At 73.7% G+C, this 15049-nt stretch carries 13 protein-coding genes and 1 riboswitch; of the genes, 3 read left to right on the top strand and 10 right to left on the bottom strand.

The window, feature by feature from the left end; genetic code table 11:
- Nucleotide 1 precedes the first annotated feature (1 nt).
- The 3 genes from Q6348_RS03620 to Q6348_RS03610 are packed head-to-tail and all read right to left on the bottom strand — an operon-like array spanning nucleotide 2 to nucleotide 3876.
- A complete protein-coding gene (locus tag Q6348_RS03620; protein WP_434062006.1) occupies nucleotides 2-1072 on the bottom strand; it encodes an ABC transporter ATP-binding protein in 1071 nt (356 codons plus the stop codon).
- A complete protein-coding gene (locus tag Q6348_RS03615) occupies nucleotides 1069-2781 on the bottom strand; it encodes an ABC transporter permease (RefSeq protein ID WP_434062007.1) in 1713 nt (570 codons plus the stop codon). Before Q6348_RS03615 ends, Q6348_RS03620 begins: the two co-directional genes overlap by 4 nt.
- 12 nt (nucleotides 2782-2793) lie before the next feature.
- Nucleotides 2794-3876, bottom strand: a complete 1083-nt coding sequence (locus Q6348_RS03610) for a thiamine ABC transporter substrate-binding protein (protein WP_304599957.1) — start codon at nucleotides 3874-3876, stop codon at nucleotides 2794-2796.
- Nucleotides 3877-3934: 58 nt separating this feature from the next.
- A riboswitch (TPP riboswitch) is annotated at nucleotides 3935-4055 on the bottom strand.
- Between the two features lie 75 nt (nucleotides 4056-4130).
- On the opposite strand from Q6348_RS03610, the gene Q6348_RS03605 reads away from it, so the two are divergent.
- Both Q6348_RS03605 and Q6348_RS03600 read left to right on the top strand, forming a co-directional pair.
- Nucleotides 4131-4571 (top strand): hypothetical protein, encoded by a 441-nt coding sequence (locus tag Q6348_RS03605; RefSeq protein WP_304599956.1) that lies wholly within the window; start codon nucleotides 4131-4133, stop codon nucleotides 4569-4571.
- Nucleotides 4572-4687: 116 nt separating this feature from the next.
- Nucleotides 4688-4942, top strand: coding sequence for a DUF4235 domain-containing protein (locus Q6348_RS03600; protein WP_304599955.1), 255 nt, complete (start codon nucleotides 4688-4690; stop codon nucleotides 4940-4942).
- A 17-nt stretch (nucleotides 4943-4959) separates the two neighbouring features.
- On the opposite strand, the gene mnhG is transcribed toward Q6348_RS03600, so the two are convergent.
- The 6 genes from mnhG to Q6348_RS03570 are packed head-to-tail and all read right to left on the bottom strand — an operon-like array spanning nucleotide 4960 to nucleotide 11380.
- A complete protein-coding gene (gene mnhG / locus Q6348_RS03595; protein WP_304599954.1) occupies nucleotides 4960-5346 on the bottom strand; it encodes a monovalent cation/H(+) antiporter subunit G in 387 nt (128 codons plus the stop codon).
- A complete protein-coding gene (locus Q6348_RS03590; RefSeq protein ID WP_304599953.1) occupies nucleotides 5343-5777 on the bottom strand; it encodes an MrpF/PhaF family protein in 435 nt (144 codons plus the stop codon). The genes mnhG and Q6348_RS03590 overlap by 4 nt, the downstream gene beginning before the upstream one ends.
- Nucleotides 5774-6322, bottom strand: coding sequence for a Na+/H+ antiporter subunit E (locus tag Q6348_RS03585; protein ID WP_304599952.1), 549 nt, complete (start codon nucleotides 6320-6322; stop codon nucleotides 5774-5776). The genes Q6348_RS03590 and Q6348_RS03585 overlap by 4 nt, the downstream gene beginning before the upstream one ends.
- Entirely contained in the window at nucleotides 6319-7917 is a 1599-nt protein-coding gene (locus tag Q6348_RS03580; protein WP_304599951.1) for a Na+/H+ antiporter subunit D, read from the bottom strand. The genes Q6348_RS03585 and Q6348_RS03580 overlap by 4 nt, the downstream gene beginning before the upstream one ends.
- On the bottom strand, nucleotides 7914-8384 hold the full coding sequence (locus tag Q6348_RS03575) for a Na(+)/H(+) antiporter subunit C (protein ID WP_304599950.1): 471 nt from the start codon (nucleotides 8382-8384) through the stop codon (nucleotides 7914-7916). The genes Q6348_RS03580 and Q6348_RS03575 overlap by 4 nt, the downstream gene beginning before the upstream one ends.
- On the bottom strand, nucleotides 8381-11380 hold the full coding sequence (locus Q6348_RS03570; protein ID WP_304599949.1) for a Na+/H+ antiporter subunit A: 3000 nt from the start codon (nucleotides 11378-11380) through the stop codon (nucleotides 8381-8383). The genes Q6348_RS03575 and Q6348_RS03570 overlap by 4 nt, the downstream gene beginning before the upstream one ends.
- A gap of 183 nt (nucleotides 11381-11563) precedes the next feature.
- On the opposite strand from Q6348_RS03570, the gene Q6348_RS03565 reads away from it, so the two are divergent.
- On the top strand, nucleotides 11564-13933 hold the full coding sequence (locus Q6348_RS03565; protein ID WP_304599948.1) for a heterodisulfide reductase-related iron-sulfur binding cluster: 2370 nt from the start codon (nucleotides 11564-11566) through the stop codon (nucleotides 13931-13933).
- 31 nt (nucleotides 13934-13964) lie between these two features.
- Here Q6348_RS03565 and Q6348_RS03560 read toward each other — a convergent pair whose 3' ends face one another.
- Nucleotides 13965-14981 carry a hypothetical protein gene (locus tag Q6348_RS03560; RefSeq protein WP_304599947.1) on the bottom strand — a complete coding sequence of 339 codons (1017 nt, stop codon included), beginning with the start codon at nucleotides 14979-14981 and terminating at the stop codon, nucleotides 13965-13967.
- Nucleotides 14982-15049 lie beyond the last annotated feature (68 nt).

Genomic DNA, 15049 nt, shown 5'->3' with positions numbered 1-15049 from the left:
GTCAGCCGATCCGTGCCACGCCGCCGACGACGGGCCGGAGCCGCACCGTGGTGCCCGCGCGGGGAAGGTCCGCGGCGCCGGTCCGGCCCGCGCTCCGCTCGACCACGGTGACCGCGCCGAGCCCCTCGACCACGACGCCGAGCTCGATCACACCGCGACGGAACCCGGCGGACCGCACCTCACCTGCCAGCGGGCCGTCCGCGGCGGTCTCGAGCGAACCCGGGCCTACGGCGAGCACCGCGTCGGACGTGCCGTCCGACCAGGACCGTCCGGCCACGGTGCCGACGGGCACGGCCAGACCGGACCCGAGCACCGCCGCCACCGGCGCGTCGACGGGGGCGAACGCCTCGTAGCCCAGGAACTCCGCGACCCGTCGGGTCGCGGGCGCCTGCCACAGGAGCGCGGGGGCATCGACCTGCAGCAGCCGCCCCGCGTCCATCACCGCGATCCGGTCCGCGACGGCGAACGCCTCGTCGTGGTCGTGCGTGACGAACAGCGCCGTGGTTCCGGTGGCCAGCAGCGCGGCACGCACGTCATCCGCCAGGCGCTCGCGCAGCGCACGGTCCAGCGCGGACAAGGGCTCGTCGAGCAGCAGCAGCCGCGGCCCCGGGGCGAGCGACCGGGCCAGAGCGACCCGCTGGCGCTCGCCGCCGGACAACGTGCTGATCGCCCGGTGCTCGAAGCCGCCCAGCCCCACCAGCCCCAGGAGCTCGCTGACTCGCGTGGCCCGCTCGCGTGCCGGCATCCGCTGCATCTGCAAGCCGAACGCGACGTTGCCCGCCACGTCCCGGTGCCCGAAGAGCTGACCGTCCTGGAACATCAGCCCGAACCCGCGCCGGTGGGTGGGCACGCCCGCCAGGTCGACCCCGTCCCAGCCGATGCGCCCGGACGCCGCGGGTTCCAGGCCGGCGACGGCGCGCAGCAGGCTGGACTTGCCCGAGCCGGACGGTCCGAGCAGGGCCACGACCTCGCCGGTCGCGACGTCCAGGTCCAGGTGGTCGACGGCGGTCGCGACCGAGCCGTCGTCGTCCCGGTAGAGCACGACGAGGTCGCGCACGCCCAAGCCGGTCACACGTCACCTCCGGTGTCGCCGCGCAGCCGCTCCGCGAGCGCCATCACCACTGCCGTCAGGGCGGCGAGCAGCACCGACGCCGCCATCGCGGTGCCCAGGTTGTCCGCGCCCGGCCGGCCGATCAGCCGGTAGATCAGCACCGGCAGGGTGGGCGCCGAGGGCCGGACCAGGAAGGACGTCGCGCCGAACTCGCCCAGGCTCACCGCGAAGGCCAGCCCGACGGCCAGCCCGAGCGACCGTGCAGCGACCGGCCAGTCCACGTGGCGCAGCACGCGGGCCGGTGACGCACCGAGTACCGCGGCCGCCTCGTGCAGGCGGGAGTCGATGGCGCGGAGCACGGGCAGCACGGTACGCACCACCAGCGGGACGGCGACTACGGCCTGCGCGATGGGCAGCAGCATCGGCGAGGTGCGCAGGTCCACGGCAAGTCCGAACGGGTGGTTGAGCGTGACCAGGATGCCGAACCCGACCGTGACGGCCGAGACCCCGAGCGGCAGCATCATCACCGCGTCCATCGTCCCCACGGCCCGTCGCAGACCGCGTGACCGCGGCCGTCTCGACGCGACCAGCGCGACCAGGCCTGCGACCACCACCGCGATCAGCGTCGCGTCCACCGCGACCCGCAGCGAGGTCGCCGCCGCCTCCCAGCCGGACGCGCCGAGGCCGAACCCCCGGACGCCGAGTGCGCGGTAGTTGCCCAGCCCCCAGCCGTCCCGGGTCCGCAGGGATCGCAGCAGGAGCGTCACCATCGGGAGCCCGAGCAGCAGCACCACCACGGCAGCGGTGACGGCCACCGCCAGCCGGTCCCCGCCACGGGCGTCCGGCCCCCGCAGCGCGAGCACGGGCCGCGACTCGGGCACCCGGCTCAAGGCCTGCTCGCGGCGACGCCGCGCCCGACCGGCCACCCACAGCGACGCGGTCACCACCACGAGCTGCACGACCGACAGCACCGACGCCGCCCGCAGGTCCAGGAACTGCGTGGTCTGCACCCAGATCTCGGTCTCGACGGTCCCGTACCCGACACCGCCGAGCACCAGCACGACGCCGAACGCGGTGGCGCAGAACAGGAAGACGATCGAGGCCGCGGAGGCGATCGCCGGCACCAGCGCCGGCAGTGTCACCGACCAGAACGCCCGCGCCGGCGAGGCCCCGAGTGCGCGCGCGGCCTGCTCGCCGCGGGGGTCCAGCCCCGTCCAGAACGCGCCGACGGTGCGCACCACCACGGTGTAGTTGAAGAACACCAGCGCCGCGACCACCCCCGCGAAGGTCCCGTCCCAGCCCAGGAACGCCAGCGGACCGTGCCCGCTGAGCACGGACCGGAACGCGACGCCGACGACGATCGTGGGAAGCACGAACGGCACGGCGACCAGGGCACGCAGCAGCGCCTGACCGCGGAACCGGGTGCGGTACAGCAGGTGGGCACCCGGGATGCCCAGCAGGACGGCTATCGCGGTGCCGACGGTGGCCTGGCCGACCGTGAGCTCGAGGATCCGCCAGGTCCGGGGCCGGCTCATGACCTCCGCGAACCCGGACAGGTCCAGGGAGCCGTCGGTGACGAACCCTCGGCCGACCAGACCCACGACGGGCAGCACGAAGAACAGTCCGAGGAAGGCCAGCGGCAGCCCGGCGGCCAGCGCCCACAGCACCACCCGGCCCGCGCGCCACCTGCGCGGGACCCGAGCGCTGAGCGCCGCCGGGACTGCCGCCACCCGACTCACCGATCAGCCGACCACGAGGCTCGTCCAGGCCTGGATCCAGTCGTCCCGGTGCGCGGTGATCTCCGCAGGGGAGACGCTGAACGGCTTCGTGGCCAGCGGGGCGTACTTGGTCCACGAGGTGGGCAGCGCCACCGAGGAGTCCACGGGGTACATGTACATGCTCTCCGGGATCGCCGCCTGCACCGCAGGGGACAGCAGCCAGTCCACGACCTTCTTCGCGCCGTCCGGGTTGGCGGCCCCGGCCAGCACGCCGGCGTACTCCACCTGCCGGAAGCAGGTGTTCAGCAGCGCCGTCGTCGGCGCGCTGGTCGCGCCGTCGGGGACCTCGTCCGGCGGGGACGAGGCATAGGACACCACCAACGGCTTGTCACCGTCCGACGAGGGCCCGGAGAAGTCCACGTAGTACGCGTCGGACCAGGACGAGGCGACCTGGACGTCGTTGGCCACCAGCTCCTGCCAGTAGCCCTGCCACCCGTCGGCGCCGAACGCGCCGACGGTGGCGAGCAGGAACGCCAGGCCGGGCGACGACGTGGCCGGGTTCTCGACCGCGAGCAGCCCCTTGTACTCGGGCTTGGTGAGGTCCTCGAGCGTGCTCGGCACCGCCAGGTCGTGCTTGCTGAACCACTCCAGGTCGGCGTTGACGCACACGTCACCGACGTCGATCGGCGTGAGCTCGCCCGAGTCACCGACGGTGTACTGCTTCGCACTGTCCGGCAGCGTGGCCTGGTAGGGGGCCAGCACGCCGGCGTCGACCGCTCGCGAGGCGAACGTGTTGTCGATGCCGAACACCGCGTCGCCGATCGGCGCGTCCTTGGTGAGGACGAGCTGGTTGACCATCGCCCCGGCGTCTCCCTGGGCCCGCACGTCGAGCGTGAGCCCGGTGTCGGACTCGAACTGGGAGATCAGGGCGTCCGGCAGTGCGAACGAGTCGTGCGTGACCAGCACGACGGTCCCGCCGGGTGCGGCGGAGCCGCCGGACGGGCTCGCGGTGCCGCCCGACGTGGATCCGGCGCCCGCGCAGCCGGCCAGTGCGAGGGCCCCGACCACGGCGGGCACGGCCCATCTCGTCCGAATGCTTCTTGACATGCGTCCTCCTCGTCGATGAAGGAGGGGGGCGGCGTGGCCGCGCAGATGCGGTCCACGACACCTGAGAATCCCGACTCCCTACGCCGGTACCAACCGGATCAGGTTCGAGGGTCTGCGGTCTCCCGCACTCTCAGCGTCCGCTGTCCGGCTGACCGGACGACGCTCCCCTGTCGTTCGCGTTCAGCCTACCCCGATAGGCTCGCCTCGCCGTCACGGCGGCGGCTTTCGCGGGCAGAGCATCCCCAGGAGCACACATGGCACGGCGCGCCCAGCTGTTCGTCGCAACCCACGCCGGGGCACTGGCCCGGGCCGACGCCCTCGACGCCGGCGTTCCCCCGCAGTCGGAGACGCCGCACGTCGAGCTCACCGACCTCGGCGCGCTGGACCTGGAGCTGCTGGGAGAGGCCGCCGCGCAGGCCGTCCGGTTCGGCCGGGGCGACCTCGAACCGGCCGAGGTCGACCTGAACCACGAGCTGTTGTTCAAGCTCCCGCCGTTCCTCGTGGAGGTGCTCGGGGAGCTGAGCCGCGCCGAGGACCCCGACCTGCCGCGCGAGGTCGCCGACGCGTGGGCCGCCTCGGCGGAGCGCGACCCGCACGAGGGTGACCCGTTGCCGCTCCTGCTGCGGATCGTGGGCGTGGTGGTCGCCGCCGAGCAGGTGGGCCGCAACGTCTACCTGTGGGTCGCCTCGGCCTGAGCGCCCAGGGTCGGCACACCTCGGCTGCGGGCATCGTGGAAGCCGGGCATCGTGCGGGGCACGCGCCGCACCGCTAGCGTGATCACGCACGTACCGCACCGCTCGAGGAGGCTCACGTGTCGGACGACAAGTCCGAGTCGAGGATCGCCAAGCTGGTCGGCCTGGCGGCAGCCGCCGGCGCCGCCTGGGCCGCCGGCAAGCTCATCGACTCGTTGTGGACCAAGGCCTTCGGGCACGCCCCGCCGAAGGCCGACGACGACTCCGACGACATCCGGTTCAGGGAGGTCGCGGCGGCGGCGGTCATCTCCGGCGCGATCGTGGCGCTGTTCCGCGCGAGCGCGACGCGCGGGGCGCGCAAGCTCATCGGCTGACCCGCCCGGACGCTCGATCAGGACCGCGGGGACGGGCCTTGCGACGAGCCCCCGACCTCGCGCTCGGCCGCTCGCAGGTCGTCGGTGAGCTCGTCGACGACGAGCGACGAGGGGTCGACCTTGCCCGTGCGGTAGCCGGCGCGGGTCACCATGTGCGCGGCGACGGGTGCCGTGACCATCTGGAACAGCGCGACGAGCACGAGCATCCAGATCGCCGGTCCGGACCTCAGCCGCAGCGCGAGACCCAGCAGCATCAGCAGCAGGCCGAGCACCTGTGGCTTGGTCGCCGCGTGCGACCGGGCGAGCAGGTCCGGGAACCGCAGCAGCCCGAGCCCCGCCGCGAAAGCCAGCGCGGACCCGGCGATCAGGCAGCCGGCCGCGAGCACGTCGAGCAGCACGCTCATCGGTCCCTCTCCTCGTCCCCGTCCTGCACGGTCTCGTCGAGCCGACGCACGTCGCCCTCCGCGGCGCCGCCGTGGTGCTCGTCGTCGACCGCTGAGCGCTCGGCGTCCTCGGCACGCAGGCGCTCGAGCTCGAGGGCCGCGACCTCCTCGCGGGACAGCACCCGGCCCTCACCCTCCGGCTCGATCGCCGCGAAGCGGGCGATCGCGACCGACCCGACGAAGCCGACCAGGGACAGCGCCACCATCACCGGGACGGTGTCGGTGCGGCCCGTCCACGCGGCGTGCACCGCGACGGCGCCCACCACGACGGCGGTCAGGGTGTCCAGCGCGATGGTGCGGTCGAGCATCGAGGGTCCACGCTCCGCGCGCACGATCACCATCACGGCCGCCGCTGTGAGCAGCACCGTGCACACCACGAGCACCGCCGTCATCGCCCGACCTCCAGCCCCGCGTCCCGTAGCTCGTCGTCCGAACCGAGTGCGCGCAGCACGCGCTCCTCGATGGCGAGGACGTCCGCGTGCGCCACGGCGACGTCCGCGTCCGCCACGTCCAGCAGGTGCACGTAGAGGACGCCGTCGTGCCGGTGGGCCTCGACGACCACGGACCCGGGGATCAACGAGCACAGCTGGGCGGTGAGCGTCAGGTAGAGGTCGGAGTGAGAGCGCAGCCGCACCCGGATCACGGCCGACCGTGGACGTCGGCCGGTGAGCGCGAGCCACGCGACCTGGACGCTGGCCACCACCAGGTCCCGCACGAAGTGCCAGGCCAGGCGCACCAGGCCCACCGGTCGCACGCGGCCGTGGAAGTCGATCGACGGCATCGGCAGGGAGCGGACCACCAGGAGGGCGACCGCAAGGCCGGCGAGCACGTTCGCGATGGACAGCTCGCCCCACAGCGCGACCCAGACGGCGGTCAGCCACGCGATCGTCAGGACGTGGAAGCCGGCGCCCGGACGACGCCGTGGGTGCAGGCTCACGGCGTCACCCCCTCGCCGGTCACGTCCCGTGGCGTCGACGCGGCCTGCGCCGAGGGGTCCCTCGTGGTGTCCGCGGAGTGCCCCTCGCCGCGCTGCCCGTCCGGAAGGACGGAGAGCACGTACTGGCCGCGGTCGCGCAGCAGGACGGCCGCACGCTCGGTGTACCCGTACAGCGGGCCGGCGAGCACGGCGATGATCACCCCGAAGGACACCAGCACGGCGGTCGAGCCCACCATCCGCCGGGGGAGCCGGACCGGACGCAGGTTCTCGGGCACCGGCTGCCAGAACGCCTTGTTCCACGCCTTGACCAGCGCGTACAGCGTGAGCAGCGAGGTCAGGACCCCGCCGACGACCAGGACCAGCGCGAGCGGCCGCCCGTCGGCGACGCCCGCCTCGAGCAGGCCCACCTTCCCCATGAAGCCCGAGAACGGCGGCACACCGGCCAGGTTCATCGCGGGGACGAAGAACAGCACCGCCAGCACCGGCGCCGCCTTGGCCAGGCCGCCCAGCTCGTCCAGCGACGTCGAGCCACCCCGGCGCTCCACCAGGCCCACCACCAGGAACAGCGCGGTCTGCACGGTGATGTGGTGCGTCACGTAGAAGATCGCTGCGCCGAGACCGGCCTCGCTGGACAGCGAGATGCCGAACAGCATGAAGCCGATGTGGCTGACCAAGGTGAAGGACACCAGACGCTTGATGTCGTTCTGCGCCACCGCACCGAGGATCCCGACCAGCATCGTCGCGAGCGCGAGCACCATGAGCACGTCGTCGAGCTGGCCCCCGGGGAACAGCAGCGTCTGGGTCCGGATGATCGCGTACACGCCCACCTTGGTCAGCAGGCCGGCGAACACGGCGGTGACCGGCGCTGGTGCCGTGGGGTAGGAGTCCGGCAACCAGGCCGAGAGCGGGAAGATCGCCGCCTTGATGCCGAACGCGAGCAGCAGCATCACCTGGAGCACGAGCCGCAGCCCGGGGTCCAGCTCGGGCAGCCGCAGTGCGAGCTGGGCGAGGTTCAGCGTCCCGGTCGCCGCGTACACCACCGCGATCGCCGCGAGGAACAGCAGCGAGGACAGCAGGGACACCACCACGTAGACCGTCCCTGCGCGGATCCGCTCGCCGGTGCCTCCCAGCGTGATGAGCACGTAGGACGCCGCGAGCAGCACCTCGAACGCCACGAACAGGTTGAACAGGTCCCCGGTGAGGAACGCGTCGGCGACGCCGGCGGTCAGCACCAGGTACGTGGGGTGGAAGATCGCCACCGGCGTCTCGGCGTTGTCGTCCTCGACGCCCTGCGCCAACGAGTACACGAGCACCGCGAGCGTCACGGCGAAGGACACCGTGAGCATCAGGGTGGACACCCGGTCGGCCACCAGGTTGATCCCCACCGGCGCCGCCCAGTCACCCAGCTCGGCGACCACCGGCCCGGAGTCGGCCGCGACCAGCAGCGTCACGGAGGCACCGAGGGCCAGGCTCAGCGCGACGACGCTGATCACGCCCTGGGCCCGCCCGCGCCGCCACAGTGCCAGGGCCAGCCCCGCGGCGAACAGCGGCAGCACCACGGGCAGCGGCACCAGCCAGCCCAGCTGAGGGGTCATGACCGCCCCCCGACGTCGCCGGTCTCGTCGTGGACCTCGGCCGCGGCCTCGTCGAGGGACTCCGGCTCGGTACCGGCGTCGACGTCCTCGTAGGCCGCGCGGTCCAGCGCCGCGCGCCGCGCGACCCGGCGGTCCTCGAGGTCGTCCTGGACCTCGTCGTGCCCGGTGAGCTGCCAGGAGCGGTAGGCCATGGCGAGCAGGAAGGCGGTCATGCCCAAGGTGATGACGATCGCGGTGAGCACCATCGCCTGGGGCAACGGGTCGGACATGTCCTCCGGCGGCGTCTGGCCGGTGAGGGGCGGGCCGCCCGCCTTCCCCCCGGCGACCAGCAGCAGGAGGTTGACCCCGTTCCCGGTCAGCACCAGCCCGATGATCACGCGAGTCAGGCTGCGTTCGAGCAGGAGGTAGACCCCGACCGCGACGAGGGCCACGACCACCACGACCAGGGCGAGGCTCGGGGCGTTCATCGCGCACCTGCCGCGTCGGTCGGCGCTTCCTGATCCCCGCCGGACCGGTCGTCGAGCTCGGCGTCGACGTGCCGGTCGATCTCCGCACCCAGGCTGCGCAGCAGGTCCAGCACCAGCCCGACCACCACACCGAACACGCCGATGTCGAAGAACAGCGAGGTGACGAGCTTCACGTGCCCCAGCACCGGCAGGTCGACCTGCACGATCGTCGACTCCAGCACCTGCTGGCCGAAGAGCAGGGCGAGGAGGCCCACGCCGGCGGACAGGAACAGCCCGGAACCCAGCAGCAGGCCGGGATGCACCGGCGCGGCGTCGCCCAGCTCGTAGCGGCCGCCGGCCAGGTACCGGACCGCGAGCGCGATCCCGACCACGAGGCCCGCGACGAACCCTCCGCCGGGCGCGTTGTGGCCGGAGAACAGCAGGTAGATCGCGACCACGACCATGGTGTGGAACAGCAGCCGGGTGGCGATCTCCATGATCACGCTGCGGCGCTGCGGGTGCAGCGACCCCGCGCCCGAGAGCCACTCGCTGTGGATCCGGGCAGGGCCACCCGCCCGTACCGAGGCCTCCCAGCGTGCCCGGGCGCTGGCCCGCAGCGGAGCCATCGCGTCGGCGTCCACCCGCCAGACCGTGCGCTCACGCACAGCGCCGGACCTGTCCAGGTCCCCACTGCGTCGGCGCAGGAAGATCAGCGACGCGACACCCGTCGCGGCGACCAGCAGCACCGAGATCTCGCCCATCGTGTCCCACGCGCGGATGTCCACGAGCGTCACGTTCACGACGTTCTTGCCGCCACCGAACTCGTAGGCCTCGGCCGGGAACGCCACCGACACGGGAGACGCGGTCCGGGCCAGCGGCATCACCAGCGCGAGCACGCCGACGGTCAGCCCCACCGCGAGTCCGACGGCCATGCGCACCCAGCGGCTCGCCGCGAGGGGCCGCACCGAGAAGTACGGCGGCAGTCGTCGCAGGACCAGCACGAAGACCACCAAGGTGATCGTCTCGACCAGCACCTGGGTCAGACCCAGGTCCGGCGCACCGTGCAGCAGGAACAGCAGCGCGACGCCGAAACCGCTGATCCCGGCCAGTACCACGGCCTTGAGGCGTCGGCGGGAGCGCGCCGCGAGGATCGCCGCGACCACGGCGAGCGCGCCGGCGATCGCCTGACCGGGGGAGTCCCACCACCGGATCGCGTCCAGCCCGGGCAGTGCCGTCCCGGTGGCCAGCGCCCAGCCCGCGCCGACGACCATGACCACCAGCACGGTGCCCAGGTACAGCGGCAGCGAGCCGCGCTGGGTGGCGCCGGTGACGTCGGCGGCCAACCCGTCCAGCCGGCGCATCGAGCGGCGGTAGACGAGGTCGACGTCGAGCGGCCACGGGCGGTGCCCCTGCCACCGCTCGACCGGGGTGCGTTGCCGGAACAGCCAGGCACCACCGGCCAGGACGGCGGCCGTGATGAGCGCACCGACCGGCCCGGCCCACAGGACGAGGTGGGCTCCCTCTCCGGGGAGACCGGCCGCGTAGGGGCTGAGCAGGTGGTCGCCGAGCGTCGGGGCCAGCCCGGTGACCAGACCGAGCGTCGCCAGGACCAGTGCCGGGCCCACGAGGAGCGCCGACGGGCGGTGGGTCACGTCGGCACGCGGGTGCTCGGCGGCCGCGGCCGGGCCCACGTCGGTGGCCGGGGTCTGGCCGGGCAGCACGCGCTTGGCGCCGAACGCGCCCCACCAGAACCGGAGCCCGTAGGCGACAGTCAGCACCGAACCCACCAGGACCGCGACGAGGACGACCCGCCCGGACCACGTCGCGTCGTGCCGGAGCGCCTCGATCGCGGCCTCCTTGGCGACGTAGCCCGCGAAGGGCGGCACCCCGGCCATCGACGCCGCGGCCAGCCCGGCCGCGAGCGCGGTCCCCGGCAGGGCGCGGCCCACCCGGTGCAGGCGGCGCAGGTCACGCGTGCCGGTGGCGGCGTCCACCACGCCGACGCTGAGGAACAGCGCGGACTTGAACATCGCGTGCGCGCCCAGCAGGGCCACGCCGGCCAAGGCCGCCTCCCGGGTTCCGTGCCCGACGAGCATCACCAGGAGGCCCAGCTGGCTGACGGTGCCGAAGGCGAGAACCAGCTTGAGGTCGTACTGCCGTAGCGCGCGGTACCCGCCCACCAGCAGCGTCGCGCCGCCGATCCCGAGCACCGTGACCTGCCACACGGTCAGGTGGGAGTAGACGGGCGCGAACCGTGCGACCAGGTAGACGCCGGCCTTCACCATCGCCGCCGCGTGCAGGTACGCCGACACCGGCGTCGGCGCAGCCATCGCGGCCGGCAACCAGAAGTGGAACGGGACCAGTGCGGACTTGGTCACGGCACCGACCAGGAGCAGCACGACGGCCGTGGTCGCCGCGGCGCCGCTCGGCGGGTCCGCGAGGACCTGCGAGAGCCGGTAGCTGTCCGCCGCGCTGCCCAGCAGCACGATCCCGACCAGCATCGCCAGGCCGCCGGCAGTGGTGACGATGATGGCCTGCATGGCCGCGCGCCGGGAGGTCTTGCGGTCCGCGTAGTGCCCGATGAGCAGGTACGACGTGACCGTCGTCAGCTCCCAGAACACGTACAGCAGGAGCAGGTTGTCGCTCGTGACCAGGCCGAGCATCGAGCCGGCGAACGCCACCAGGGTGGCCGCGAACCGGCCGAGCCCGCTGGCGCCGGACTTGAAGTAGACCGAGGAGTACACCAGCACCGCGGCGCCCACGCCGCCCACCAGCATCACCATCAGCCAGGACAGGGTGTCCACCCGCAGGTCCACCACGAGCCCGACGTCGGGCACCCACGCGAGGTGGCTGGTGGGGATGCGGCCGTGGGCGATCGAGGACGCGTTCGCGATGGCCCAGACCAGGGCCGAGCCGGGCACGAGGGCCAGGATCCAGAAGCCGCGGCGTCCGGCCCAGCGCATCACCACGGGCGCGACGAGGGCCGCGATCCCGTGGAGGCCGAGCAGCAGCAGCACGTCCGCTCCGTCCGTCGAGGGGCGAGGGCGGGAAGTTGGTCAAGGGTACCCGCGAGCACCCCGCCCTGCCGAGGGGCACCTCTCGCCGAGTGGCGCACCTCGAGGCGAACGTCGCACCTGCAGGCACACCACTCGACTGGACGTGCACCACTCGCGGGGGTGGGCTGCGGCTAGCGTGGGCGCGTGTCCGGACTCCAGGTGATCGCGCTCGTGCTCGTGGTGCTCGCGACGGTGCTCGGGGTCGTCACGTTCGCGCGAGGGGTCGCGGCGATCGTGGCGACCGTGCGCCGCGGCGGGCCGGCCCCGGACCGGACGACGTCCGGGTGGCTGCGGACCCGACGCACGCTGGCCGAGATCCTCGGGCACGACCGGTTCCGGCACCGCCCGGCGATCCGGCTGGCGCACTGGGCCGTGATGATCTCCTTCCCGGTGCTGTTCCTCACGCTGGTCGCCGGGTACGGGGAGGTGGTGAACCCGGTGTACGTGCTCCCCGGGATCGGCACGTGGATCCCCTACGAGTGGGCGGTCGAGCTGTTCGCGTGGGGCGGCCTGGTGGGCATCGTGACGCTGATCGTGCAGCGCCAGCTCCACCACCCGAGGCGGGGATCGGCGGCGGTCGCGGAGCAGTCCGCGGCGCGGCGCGGCGCCGACGGCGAGCTCGTGGGCCCCGACGGGCCGCGCGCGTCGCGGTTCTTCGGGTCGAACGCGGGGCAGGCGTACCTGGTCGAGGGCGTGATCCTCGCGGTGGTGCTCGCGGTGATCGGGCTGCGCGCACTGGAGTACGCGCTCGGCGGGGGCCGGGGGATCTGGTGGGCGACGTTCCAGAGCACGAGCGAGCTGACCCTGGGGCGGCCGAGCTTCCTGGGTGCGCCGTGGTGGCAGGCGTACCCGACCCTGCCGCAGGGGTTCGACGTGCACTACCCGCTCACCGCGTGGCTCGGCTCGCTGCTCGCACGGTTGCCGATCGGCGCGCTCGCGACCGCGGTGGTCGTGCTCGCGACGGTCAAGATCCTGGTGTCGATGGCCTGGCTGGTGGTGGTGGGGCGTCGGCCGGCGATGGGGGTGGCCTGGCACCGGTTCCTCGCGGTGGTCAACGTGTGGGCGCGGCGACGGACCGACGGCCGCCCGGCGCTGGGGGCCGCGGAGCCGCTGCGTGCCGCCGACGGCACCGCCCTGGACCTGACCACGCTCGAGGACCTGCCCGAGGACCTCATGCTCGGGGTCGGCAGGGTCGAGGACTTCACGTGGAAGGGCCTGCTGGACCTGTCGAGCTGCACCGAGTGCGGCCGCTGCACCGAGCAGTGCCCGGCGTGGAACACCGGCAAGCCGCTGTCGCCCAAGCTGGTCATCACCGCGCTGCGCGACCACACCTATGCGACGACCCCTGGGCTGTGGGCCGGCCCCAACCGTTCGACGGCGCCGGCGGGTGCGACGTCCGCCACCGGGGTGCTGCCTCTGGTGCCGGGCAGCCGCGGCAGCGCGTCGGGCGGCTCGCACGCCGAGGTGGACGTGCTCACCCTGGTCGGGGACGTCGTCACGCCCGAGGCCCTGTGGGACTGCACCATGTGCGGGGCGTGCGTGCAGCAGTGCCCGGTGGACATCGAGCACGTCGACCACCTCCTCGACCTGCGCCGCAACCAGGTGCTGCTGGCCGGGGCGTTCCCGGGGGAGCTCGGCCAGATGTTCAGCAAGCTCGAGCGGCGTGGCAACCCATGGGGCATGCCCGGGCGCAAACGCATGGCGTGGGCCGAGCCGCTGGCCTTCCCGGTTCCCGTGGTGGGCGAGGACGTCGAGGACGCCTCAGGGCTGGACTGCCTGTTCTGGGTGGGGTGTGCGGGCGCCTACGACGACCGCGGCCAGCAGGTCGCGCGGGCGGTCGCGGAGCTGCTGCACACCGCAGGCGTGAGCTTCGCCGTGCTGGGCAACGGGGAGACCTGCACCGGCGACCCAGCCCGTCGAGCGGGGAACGAGGCGCTGTTCCAGCAGCTCGCGCACACCTCCATCGAGAGCCTCGAGGCCGCGAAGCCAACCCGGATCGTGACCACGTGCGCGCACTGCTTCAACACCATCGCCAACGAGTACCCGCAGCTCGGCGGGCACTTCACGGTGCTGCACCACACCGAGCTGCTCGAGACCCTGGTGGCCGAGGGTCGGCTGACCCCGGTGCAGCAGACCGGCGCCGACGTGACCTACCACGACCCCTGCTACCTGGGCCGGCACAACCAGGTCTACTACCCGCCGCGGGCACTGCTCGGCGCGGCCGGCGCAACCGTCACGGAGATGCCGCGGTCCGGCGAACGGTCGTTCTGCTGCGGTGGCGGCGGTGCCCGGGTGTGGATGGAGGAGACCACCGGGCGACGGATCGCGGGGGACCGGGTCGACGAGGCGGCTGGGACCGGGGCCGAGGTGCTGGCCACCGCCTGCCCGTTCTGCACGGTGATGCTCACCGACGCCTCGCGGTCCGCAGGGGGGCGCGCGCCGGTCGTGCGCGACGTGGCCGAGGTGCTGCTCGATGCGGTGCGGGGCGGCGAGGGGGGCCCTGCCGGGCAGTGATGCGCTCCGGTCGGGCTCGCGCTCGGCCGGCCTACAGGTCGGCGGGGTCGACGACGAAGTCCATCATGTCGGTGATCTCGCCCGCGACGGCCGTGTGCAGCGCCCTCGTGACGGCGTTGACCAGGGGTGCGGTGCGGCTCCGCGCGACGCGGTGCTCGACGGCCGGGCGCTCCTGGCCGAGCACGGCGAGGTCGTCGGGCTCCCAGGTCACCCGGTACGCGATCGCCCCGCCCTCGGTCCACGGCACGCCGGCGAGCACCACCGGGACCTCCTCGACCGCTTCCACGCCGACGGCCAGCATCCCGTCGGCATCCAGGTCCGCGAGCAGACCGTAGGAGCTGCGGTGCGCCGGGTGCGCAAGGACCTGGAGGTCGCGCTCCTCGGCCGCGACGTGCAGCGCGGCCCGCTCCTCCGGGTCCATGTCCTGCGTCCCCTGCGCCGGGACGCGGCCGGCCTCCGGCGGGGGCCCGGCCCACTCCCGGCCCAGGTCCAGCTGCGCCCGGGGCAGGGCCTGGCGCACCACGACCAGGCACGCCTGCGGGTCGAGCCAGATGTCGCTCCACACGGTCAGGTCCACCGCCTGGGTCGGGTCCGGGACGAGCACCACGCCGGAGCCCGCGACCCGCACAGCCCCGCCCAGCCGACGCGCGGCGGCGACCAGCCAGGTCACCGTACGCAGCTCGTCGCGCACCGGCAGACCGTCAGGGAACGCCCGGCCGAGACCGTCGCGGTCGCCCGCCTCGGGCCACGGCGCCTCGCCGCGCTCGTGCGGGCCGCGCAGGAGGTACCCCTGCACGCCGGCGGCCGGGAGCCCGAGCCGCGCTCGGACGTCGCGGTCCATGCGGTACGGACCGTCCAGCGTCGACAGCCGGGACAGCCGCAGCGACGGGACGCGCGTGCGGGGGTCGGGCGCGGCGGGCGGGTGCTCCCAGTGCGCGGCGGTGAACCGGCTCGTGGCCAGCACCTCGAGCTCCTCGGGCAGCACGTCCTCGGCCAGCACGAGCACGTGCGCGGTCTCGGTGGCACCGGGGTCGAGCGGGACGGGCATGGGCCGATGCTAGGTCGCCGGTGCGGTCACGACGCCACGAAGGGGTGCGCTGCGCCGGGATCCTCACG

It is taken from the genome of Actinotalea lenta, from assembly GCF_030586465.1.
Taxonomy (GTDB): domain Bacteria; phylum Actinomycetota; class Actinomycetes; order Actinomycetales; family Cellulomonadaceae; genus Actinotalea; species Actinotalea lenta.
This window is presented reverse-complemented; position numbering and strand designations above follow the sequence as displayed.

Coding starts and splice junctions, on each gene's coding strand:
- Q6348_RS03580 (WP_304599951.1), bottom strand. CDS start 7,917: ATGACCCCTCAGCTGGGCTGGCTGGTGCCGCTGCCCGTGGTGCTGCCG.
- Q6348_RS03610 (WP_304599957.1), bottom strand. CDS start 3,876: ATGTCAAGAAGCATTCGGACGAGATGGGCCGTGCCCGCCGTGGTCGGG.
- Q6348_RS03605 (WP_304599956.1), top strand. CDS start 4,131: ATGGCACGGCGCGCCCAGCTGTTCGTCGCAACCCACGCCGGGGCACTG.
- Q6348_RS03575 (WP_304599950.1), bottom strand. CDS start 8,384: ATGAACGCCCCGAGCCTCGCCCTGGTCGTGGTGGTCGTGGCCCTCGTC.
- Q6348_RS03590 (WP_304599953.1), bottom strand. CDS start 5,777: ATGACGGCGGTGCTCGTGGTGTGCACGGTGCTGCTCACAGCGGCGGCC.
- Q6348_RS03560 (WP_304599947.1), bottom strand. CDS start 14,981: ATGCCCGTCCCGCTCGACCCCGGTGCCACCGAGACCGCGCACGTGCTC.
- mnhG (WP_304599954.1), bottom strand. CDS start 5,346: ATGAGCGTGCTGCTCGACGTGCTCGCGGCCGGCTGCCTGATCGCCGGG.